Here is an 8,415-nt window from a genome sequence, read left to right as displayed (position 1 = left end):
GGCGGGCTGCTGCGGGCGGGCTGTGCGGCGGTCGGCGGCGACCTGGGCGCGCAGGCGGTCGGCGGCGGCCCGGGGCAGGTTGTCGATGAGCGCCCAGTCGGCCTGCCAGCGGGCGTAGGCGGCCTGGTTGGCGGGGGTGGCCAGCCACTGATGAAAGTCGTGCTCGTCCCCGGCGGTCCATTGCGGGCCGTGGCGGCGCATGAACCAGCCGACCAGTTCCCTGCGCTGGCGCGCGGCTTCGTCGGTGTGGGCGGGCGTCATCGGGTGGGCATCTTTCTGGGTCTTGTTAACGGTAAACGCATGGGCGCGCGCAATGCCGGAATCACGGGCGTGTAAAGCTCATCGGGGCGCCTGCGCTTTGCGGGCGCTGCGCCCCGTGGCCGCGCCGTGCGTGCCGTCGAGCTGCTGCAGGCAGCGCAGGCAGGCGTCCATGGCGGTTTCGAGGTGGGTTTCGACGGTCTTGACGCTGACGCCCATTTGCGCGGCCACTTCGGCGCGGCTCAGGCCGTCGAGTTTGTACAGCACGAAGGCTTCGCGCGGGCGCGGCGACAGCGCGGCCAGCGCCTGCTCGATGGCGGCCAGCCGCTGGCGGCCCGAGAGCACGGCCACGGGGTCGCCCGAGGCGGGGCCGGGGGCGGATTCCTGGCCCTGCGCGTCTTCGGCGGCGGGGGGTACTTCGACCTGCTCGCGCACGGCGGTGCGGCGGTGGTGGTCGGTGGCGAGGTTGCGGGCGGTGGTGTAGAGCAGCGCACGGGGCTCGGCGATGCGGTCGCGGTCGGGCAGGGCGCAGATGCGGGCGTAGCTCTCTTGCACCAGGTCGGCGGCGAGTTCCCGGTCGCCGACCTTGCGGGTGAGGAAGTTCAGCAGTTCGCGGTAGTAGCGCTCAAGCACGGATCGACCCAGGTCCTCAATGGGAAAGCATTCTTTCAGCCGATGGAGCGCTCGATGGTGCGGCGGTGGCGGGCCTTGCGCGCTGTCAGATGGGAACTATTCCCATTATCGCTGATGCGTTGGTGGCCGGTCTATGATCCGGTCCGCATTCCAAGGTCTGGAATTCAAGGTCAAATCGGCCTCTGGCGCTTATCCATCAAGCGCCAGAAGCTATTATTTCAGGAGCAATTGCGCTCCCGCACCATGAACCCTGGCATCCTCTGCGCCGCCCTGGCTTACATCGCCTGGGGGCTGTTTCCGCTGTACTTCAAGCAGGTGGCCGCCGTGCCGTCGCTGGAGGTGGTGATGCACCGCACCCTGTGGTCGCTGGTGTTCGTCTTCGCCGTGCTGGCGGTGCGCCGCCAGTGGGCCTGGCTGGGCGCGGTGCTGCGCCAGCCGCGTGTGCTGGGGGCGTTCGCGCTGTCGGCGCTGCTGCTGTCGGTCAACTGGCTCACCTATGTGTGGGCGGTGCAGAACCACCACGTGGTGGATGCCAGCCTGGGCTACTTCATCCTGCCGCTGGTGAACGTGGCGCTGGGCTGCGTCTTTTTGCGCGAGCGCCCGCGCCCCGGGCAGTGGCTGGCGGTGGCCGTGGCGGCGGCGGGCGTGCTGTGGCTCACGGTGCAGGCCGGGCGCCTGCCCTGGATCGCGCTGGTGCTGGCGCTGAGCTTTGGCTTCTACGGGCTGCTGCGCAAGGTGGCGGCGCTGGGCGCGCTCGAAGGGCTGGCGCTGGAGACCCTGGTGCTGGCCCCGCTGGCCGCCGCCGTGCTGGGCTGGTGGGCCTGGCAGGGGCAGGGCGCGCTGGTGCAGGCAGATGCCGCCACGCTGGGCTGGCTGCTGCTGGGCGGGCCGCTGACCGCCGTGCCGCTGCTGCTGTTCGCCGCCGGGGCGCGGCGCATTCCGCTGACCACCATGGGCATCCTGCAGTACATCTCGCCCAGCCTGCAGTTCGCGCTGGGCGTGTGGTTCTTTAACGAACCCTTCCAGCCCGCGCGCCTGGCGGGCTTCGCGCTCATCTGGGCGGCGCTGTGCGTCTATACGCTGGAGGGCTGGTGGACGGCGCGCAGGCCGCTGGCTACATCGCCAGATGCCCGGGCATGAAGTACAGCAGCACGCCCGTCATCACCAGGTAGCGAAAGAACTTGCCCACCGCCATGTAGGCCAGGCAGGGCCAGAACGGCAGCTTGAGCCAGCCCGCCACGGCGCACAGCGGGTCGCCCACCACGGGCAGCCAGCTCATCAGGCAGGCGCGGGGGCCAAAGCGCTCCAGCCAGCGCAGCGCCTGCACCTCGGTGGCGTTGCCGCGCGCCCTGTTCACGGCCTTGCGCGCGCCCAGGCCCATCCACCAGCTCAGGCCGCCACCCAGCGTGTTGCCCACCGTGGCGACCACGATGGCGGGCCAGAACAGGTCGGGGTTGAGCTTGACGAGGCCGAACACCGCCGCCTCGGAGCCTATGGGTAGCAGCGTGGCCGACACGAGCGAGACGACGAAGACGGTGGACAGGCCGAACTGCGGCAGTGCAAGCCATTGCAGCAGCTGGTGCAACCAGATTTCCATGCGGCGAAGTGTAGGGCGGCCCTGGCGGCGCATGGGCGGCGGGCGGCGCCGTCCTACACCGATGTGCGCCATCCGCGCACCGGCGCGGCGCGGGCGATTCGTATCGTGGCGTACCGGATGACCAGACAGGAGCCCCCCATGCGATCTGCCGCGTTTTGCCTTCGCCCTTTCTTCGCCGCGCTGGTGCTGCTCGCCGCTGGCGCGCAGGCCGCCTGGCCGGGCACGGGCTGCGCCGCCGACACGCCCGCCGCCCGCGCCGCGCTGCAGGCGGTTGCAGAGGAACTGAAGGCGCAGGGCATGGCCTTCAGCGCTGCGTGCGGGGCGGCCACCGGGGCCTGGACGGTGCAGGTGCGCGTGGTGGACGGCCTGCGCGCCAGCAAGGTGGTGCGCGGCCCGCTGGCCGACGGCGAGAGTGTGGACATGGGCACGCCGCCCGGCGTGGCGCTGGCGGGCGCGGCCCGGGGGGCCGACGGCTTCTCGCCCGACGTGCGCCACAACCGTGAATGGCTGCGCGGCGTGATGGCGCGCCACCAGTTCGACAACCTGCCCGGCGCCTGGTGGCACTACGCGCGCCGGGATGCGGCGCGGCAGACCGTGGCGGTGCGCTGAATCCCCACCCGCCGAGGGCGGGCCGGTTTTCATTTGCTGAAATTTTGGGCAGGTACAATCCCGCCTCTTTTTCAGCAAACGCCCATGCACATCGGCCCCATTCCCCTGGCGAACCGCCTGTTCGTCGCCCCGATGGCGGGCGTCACGGACCGGCCTTTCCGCCAGTTGTGCAAGCAGCTCGGCGCGGGCTACGCGGTCAGCGAGATGGTCACCTCGCGCAGGGATTTGTGGAACAGCCTCAAGACCTCGCGCCGCGCCAACCACGAGGGCGAGCCCGGCCCCATCGCCGTGCAGATCGCGGGCACCGACGCGCCCATGATGGCCGAGGCGGCCGTCTATAACGTGGAGCGCGGCGCGCAGATCATCGACATCAACATGGGCTGCCCGGCCAAGAAGGTCTGCAACAAGTGGGCGGGCTCGGCGCTGATGCAGAACGAGGCGCTGGCGGTGGAGATCGCCGCCGCCGTGGTCGAAGCCTGCGCGCCGTACAAGGTGCCCGTCACGCTGAAGATGCGCACCGGCTGGTGCCAGCAGCACAAGAACGCCGTGCAGCTGGCCCGCGCGTTCGAGGGCGTGGGCGTGCAGATGCTCACCGTGCATGGCCGCACGCGCGAGCAGGGGTACAAGGGCGAGGCCGAATACGACACCATCGCCGCCGTGAAGGCGGCAGTCAGCGTGCCCGTGGTCGCCAACGGCGACATCACCAGCCCCGAGAAGGCGCGCGACGTGCTCGCCGCCACCGGGGCCGACGCCATCATGATCGGCCGCGCCGCGCAGGGCAGGCCGTGGATCTTCCGCGAGATCGGCCACTTCCTCGCCACCGGCGAGCACCTGGCCCCGCCGCTGGTGGCCGAGGTGCGCCGCCTGCTGCTGGACCACCTGCACGACCACTACACCCTGTACGGCGAGCTGACCGGCGTGCGCAGCGCGCGCAAGCACATCGCCTGGTACCTGCGCGCGCTGCCGGGCGGCGAGGCGCTGCGCCAACACATCAACACCATCGACGACTGCACAGCGCAGTGGCAGGCCGTGGCCGACTACCTGGACGCCCTGGCGCAGCAGATGGACCGGCTGCCTGCCGCAGCCGCACAACAAGAACCCGAGGGACTGCTCGCATGAGCAAGAAACACATCGAAGAATGCGTGCGCGAGAGCCTGCTGGGCTACTTCCGCGACCTGGGCGGCGAGACGCCCGACGGCATGTACGACATGCTGCTGCGCCTGGTCGAGAAGCCGCTCCTGGAGGTGGTGATGCAGCAGGCCGACAACAACCAGTCGCGCGCCGCCGAATGGCTGGGCCTGAACCGCAACACGCTGCGCAAGAAGCTGCTCGAACACAAGCTGCTGTGATGCGGCAACAACCCCTTTCACTCCTGTATTGATAGCTGCTGGTGCTTGCTACATAAGCGCTGGAGCCCGATTTGATTCAAAAACCCCAAGGCGCCACCATGAACGCACTCCTCTCCGTTTCCGACAAGACCGGCATCGTCGAATTTGCCGCCAGCCTGCACGCTTTAGGCATCCGTCTGCTGTCCACCGGCGGCACCGCCAAGCTGCTGGCCGCGGGCGGCCTGCCCGTCACCGAGGTGGCCGAGGTCACGCAGTTTCCCGAGATGCTCGATGGCCGCGTCAAGACCCTGCACCCCAAGGTACACGGCGGCCTGCTGGCGCGCCGCGACGTGCCCGCGCACATGGAGGCCTTGAAGGAGCACGGCATAGCCACCATCGACCTGCTGGTCGTCAACCTGTACCCGTTCGAGGCCACCGTCGCCAAGGAAGGCTGCACGTTGGCCGACGCCATCGAGAACATCGACATCGGCGGCCCGGCCATGGTGCGCAGCGCGGCCAAGAACTGGAAGGACGTGGGCGTGGTCACCGATGCGTCGCAATACGCCGCCGTGCTGGCCGAGCTGAAAGGCGCGGGCAAGCTGTCGGACAAGCTGCGCTTTGCGCTGTCGGTGGCCGCGTTCAACCGCATCGCGCAGTACGACGGCGCCATCAGCGACTACCTGTCGTCCGTCGCCTTCGAGCCAGAGAAACTCTCCGAAACCTACGTGCCCGCGCGCGCGCTGTTCCCCGGCCAGAGCAACGGCACTTTCACCAAGGTGCAGGACCTGCGCTACGGCGAGAACAGCCACCAGCAGGCCGCGCTGTACCGCGACCTGCGCCCCGCGCCCGGCTCGCTGGTCACGGGCGAGCAGCTGCAGGGCAAGGAACTGAGCTACAACAACATCGCCGACGCCGATGCCGCCTGGGAATGCGTCAAGAGCTTCGAGCAGCCCGCCTGCGTCATCGTCAAGCACGCCAACCCCTGCGGCGTGGCCGTGGGCAAGGACGCGCACGAAGCCTACGCCAAGGCTTTCCAGACCGACCCCACCAGCGCCTTCGGCGGCATCATCGCCTTCAACCGCACGGTGGACAAGGCCGCTGCCGAGGCGGTGGTCAAGCAGTTCGTCGAAGTGCTGATGGCCCCGGACTTCACCGCCGAGGCGCTGGAAATCTTCAAGCCCAAGGTCAACGTGCGGCTGATGAAGATCGCTCTGCCGCAAGGCGGCGACGGTGGCCGCAACACGGTGGACGCCAAGCGCGTCGGCTCCGGCCTGCTGCTGCAGACGGCGGACAACCACGAGCTGGCGCTGGCCGACCTGAAGGTCGTCACCGTCAAGCAGCCCACGCCCGAGGAGCTGCAAGACCTGCTCTTCGCCTGGAAGGTCGCCAAGTACGTCAAGAGCAACGCCATCGTCTTCTGCAAGAACGGCATGACGATGGGCGTGGGCGCGGGCCAGATGAGCCGCCTGGACTCGGCCCGCATCGCCAGCATCAAGGCCGAGGCGGCCAAGCTCTCGCTGCAGGGCACGGTGGTCGCCAGCGATGCGTTCTTCCCCTTCCGCGACGGCCTGGACGTGGTGGTGGACGCGGGCGCGACCTGCGTGGCCCAGCCCGGCGGCTCCATGCGCGACCAGGAAGTCATTGACGCCGCAGATGAGCGCGGCGTGGCGATGGTCTTCACCGGCGTGCGGCACTTCCGGCATTGAGGGTGTTTTTGGCCGCCAGCGCTTATCCAGAAAGCGCTGGTAGCTATATTTTTTATAGTTCCAGCGGCAAGCCCACGTAGTTCTCCGCCAGCGCGGTTGAGGCCGCGCGGGAGTGGACCAGGTAGTCCAGCTCCGCGTCCTGCATCTTCTGGCCGAATGCGCCCGTGTCCGGGAAGCGGTGCATCAGCGAGGTGAACCACCACGAGAAGCGCTCTGCGCGCCACACGCGGCGCAGGCACCGGTCGGAATAGGTGTCGATGCCCGCGCTGGACTTGTCGTTGTAGTAATCCGCCAGCGCGTTCCACAAATAGCCCACGTCGCTGGCCGCCAGGTTCAGGCCCTTGGCGCCGGTGGGCGGCACGATGTGGGCGGCGTCGCCCGCCAGGAACAGGCGGCCGAAGCGCATGGGCTCGGCGACGAAGCTGCGCAGCGGGGCGATGCTCATCTCCAGCGCCGGGCCGGTCACCAGGCGTTCGCCCGCCTCGGCGTCCAGGCGGTTGCGCAGCTCGGCCCAGAACTGGCCGGTGCTCCATTGCTCCACCGTGTCCGTGGCTGGCACCTGCAGGTAGTAGCGGCTGCGCGTGGCGCTGCGCATGCTGCACAGCGCAAAGCCGCGCTCGGTGTTGGCGTAGATCAGCTCGTCGCACACGGGCTTCACGTCGGCCAGCACGCCCAGCCAGCCGAAGGGATAGACGCGCTCGTAGGTCTTGAGCGCATCAGCGGGCACGCTGGCGCGGCAGACGCCGTGGTAGCCGTCGCAGCCCGCGATGAAGTCGCAGGTGATTTCATGCGTCTGGCCGTCCTTCTCGTAGGTGACGCGGGGCTGCGCGCCGTCGAAATCGTGTACCTGCACCTTGTGGGCGTCGTACACCGTGGGCAGGCTGGCGGCGGCGCGGGCGGCCATCAGGTCGCGCGTCACCTCGGTCTGGCCATAGACCATCACGCGGCGGCCGCCCGTCAGCGCGTGCAGGTCGATGCGGTGGCGCTGGCCCTGGAACAGCAGCTCGATGCCGTCGTGCGGCAGGCCCTCGGCATGGGCGCGGGCGCCGACGCCCGCCTGGTCGAGCAGGTCCATCGTCACCTGCTCCAGCACCCCGGCGCGGATGCGGCCCAGCACGTAGTCGGGGCTGCGCTGTTCGATGATGACGGCAGCTATGCCGGACGTGTGCAGCAGCTGGCCGAGCAGCAGCCCGGCGGGGCCTGCGCCGATGATGGCAACCTGGGTTCGCATGGTGGGCAACCTCGTGGGGGGGAAGATGCCGCCCAGCGTAGGTTGATCTGCGGCCATCGGCGATGGCATTGCGGCGTTAGCGTGCGATAGCACGTCGCCATGTGCGATCATCGCGCAATGACGATTGCCAGGGCGGATTTCATCGAGGGCATGGCCAAGGGCCTGGCGGTGCTGGAGAGCTTCGACACCGAGCGCCAGCGCCTGAACGCCACGCTGGCCGCGCAGCGCACGGGGCTTACGCGCGCTGCCGCCCGGCGGCACCTGCTGACGCTGGCGCACCTGGGTTACCTGGAGACGGACGGCAGCTACTTCTGGCTGGCGCCCAAGGTGCTGCGCTTTTCGGGCAGCTACCTCGCGTCGGCCCGGCTGCCGCGCGTGCTGCAGCCCACGCTGAACCGGCTGGCGGCGCAGACGCAGCAGTCGTTCTCGGCCGTGGTGCTGGATGGCGGCGAGGTGGTCATCGTGGCGCGCAGCGGCGTCTATGGCGCGCCCGCGCGCGTGCTGGCCTACGGCCTGCACCTGGGCGCGCGGCTGCCCGCCCACCCCACGTCCACCGGGCGCGTGCTGCTGGCCGCGCTGCCGCCCGCAGAGCTGACAGCGTGGCTCAAAGCCAACCCGCCGCAGCGGCTGACGCCCCGCACCATCACGCAAATCGGCCCGCTGCGCCAGGCCATCGCCCAGGCGCGGCGCGACGACTGGTGCCTGGCGGTGGAGGAGCACGAGCTGGGCGTCCACGCGCTGGCCGTGCCGCTGCGCAACCTGCAGGGGCGCACGGTGGCGGCGCTGAACGTGGTGGCCTCGCCCAAGCAGATCGACGAGGGGAGTTTGCTGCGCGACCTGCTGCCGCTGCTGCAGGACGCCGCGCGGGAGCTGCGCGGGCTGCTGTGACGGCGCCAAAAATATGAATGAAAAAGGCTTGCAGCGCCTGGCGGCCTCAAATCTGAAGTGCAACCCCCCTTCAGAATTGAGACTCCCATGACAAAGAACACCTACGAACAACTGAGCGAGATGGAGCGCCATGCGATAGCGCTGGGGCTACAGCAAAAGCAGAGC

Annotated in this window: 10 protein-coding genes; 6 read left to right on the top strand and 4 right to left on the bottom strand. The window is 69.3% G+C overall.

Annotated features, from left to right (window positions below):
- Together QM569_RS13690 and QM569_RS13685 are read right to left on the bottom strand one after the other, a co-directional pair.
- On the bottom strand, positions 1-261 hold a 261-nt coding region (locus tag QM569_RS13690; RefSeq protein ID WP_414987785.1), incomplete at its 3' end, for a DUF4880 domain-containing protein.
- Positions 262-339: 78 nt separating this feature from the next.
- Positions 340-891 carry a sigma-70 family RNA polymerase sigma factor gene (locus tag QM569_RS13685; protein ID WP_414987784.1) on the bottom strand — a complete coding sequence of 184 codons (552 nt, stop codon included), beginning with the start codon at positions 889-891 and terminating at the stop codon, positions 340-342.
- 243 nt (positions 892-1,134) lie between these two features.
- On the opposite strand from QM569_RS13685, the gene rarD reads away from it, so the two are divergent.
- Entirely contained in the window at positions 1,135-2,031 is an 897-nt protein-coding gene (gene rarD / locus QM569_RS13680; RefSeq protein ID WP_414987783.1) for an EamA family transporter RarD, read from the top strand.
- Here the strand turns inward: rarD and QM569_RS13675 are convergent.
- Entirely contained in the window at positions 2,006-2,488 is a 483-nt protein-coding gene (locus QM569_RS13675) for a YqaA family protein (RefSeq protein WP_414987782.1), read from the bottom strand. The genes rarD and QM569_RS13675 overlap by 26 nt on opposite strands.
- A gap of 138 nt (positions 2,489-2,626) precedes the next feature.
- On the opposite strand from QM569_RS13675, the gene QM569_RS13670 reads away from it, so the two are divergent.
- From QM569_RS13670 to purH, 4 genes are all read left to right on the top strand, one after another.
- A complete protein-coding gene (locus QM569_RS13670) occupies positions 2,627-3,097 on the top strand; it encodes a D-Ala-D-Ala dipeptidase (RefSeq protein WP_414987781.1) in 471 nt (156 codons plus the stop codon).
- Between the two features lie 84 nt (positions 3,098-3,181).
- Positions 3,182-4,216 carry a tRNA dihydrouridine synthase DusB gene (dusB, locus tag QM569_RS13665; protein ID WP_414987780.1) on the top strand — a complete coding sequence of 345 codons (1,035 nt, stop codon included), beginning with the start codon at positions 3,182-3,184 and terminating at the stop codon, positions 4,214-4,216.
- Complete coding sequence (locus tag QM569_RS13660) at positions 4,213-4,446, top strand: Fis family transcriptional regulator (protein ID WP_414987779.1); 234 nt, start codon at positions 4,213-4,215, stop codon at positions 4,444-4,446. Before dusB ends, QM569_RS13660 begins: the two co-directional genes overlap by 4 nt.
- Before the next feature lie 98 nt (positions 4,447-4,544).
- Positions 4,545-6,131 (top strand): bifunctional phosphoribosylaminoimidazolecarboxamide formyltransferase/IMP cyclohydrolase, encoded by a 1,587-nt coding sequence (gene purH, locus QM569_RS13655; RefSeq protein WP_414987778.1) that lies wholly within the window; start codon positions 4,545-4,547, stop codon positions 6,129-6,131.
- 52 nt (positions 6,132-6,183) lie between these two features.
- Here purH and pobA read toward each other — a convergent pair whose 3' ends face one another.
- Complete coding sequence (gene pobA, locus QM569_RS13650; RefSeq protein WP_414987777.1) at positions 6,184-7,362, bottom strand: 4-hydroxybenzoate 3-monooxygenase; 1,179 nt, start codon at positions 7,360-7,362, stop codon at positions 6,184-6,186.
- A 117-nt stretch (positions 7,363-7,479) separates the two neighbouring features.
- Between pobA and QM569_RS13645 the strand changes: the two genes are divergently transcribed.
- Positions 7,480-8,250 carry an IclR family transcriptional regulator C-terminal domain-containing protein gene (locus QM569_RS13645; protein WP_414987776.1) on the top strand — a complete coding sequence of 257 codons (771 nt, stop codon included), beginning with the start codon at positions 7,480-7,482 and terminating at the stop codon, positions 8,248-8,250.
- The last annotated feature ends 165 nt before the right edge of the window (positions 8,251-8,415 follow it).

Origin of the sequence: Acidovorax sp., from assembly GCF_047607405.1 — a bacterium.
In the GTDB taxonomy this organism is placed as follows: Bacteria; Pseudomonadota; Gammaproteobacteria; order Burkholderiales; family Burkholderiaceae_C; genus Acidovorax.
This window is presented reverse-complemented; position numbering and strand designations above follow the sequence as displayed.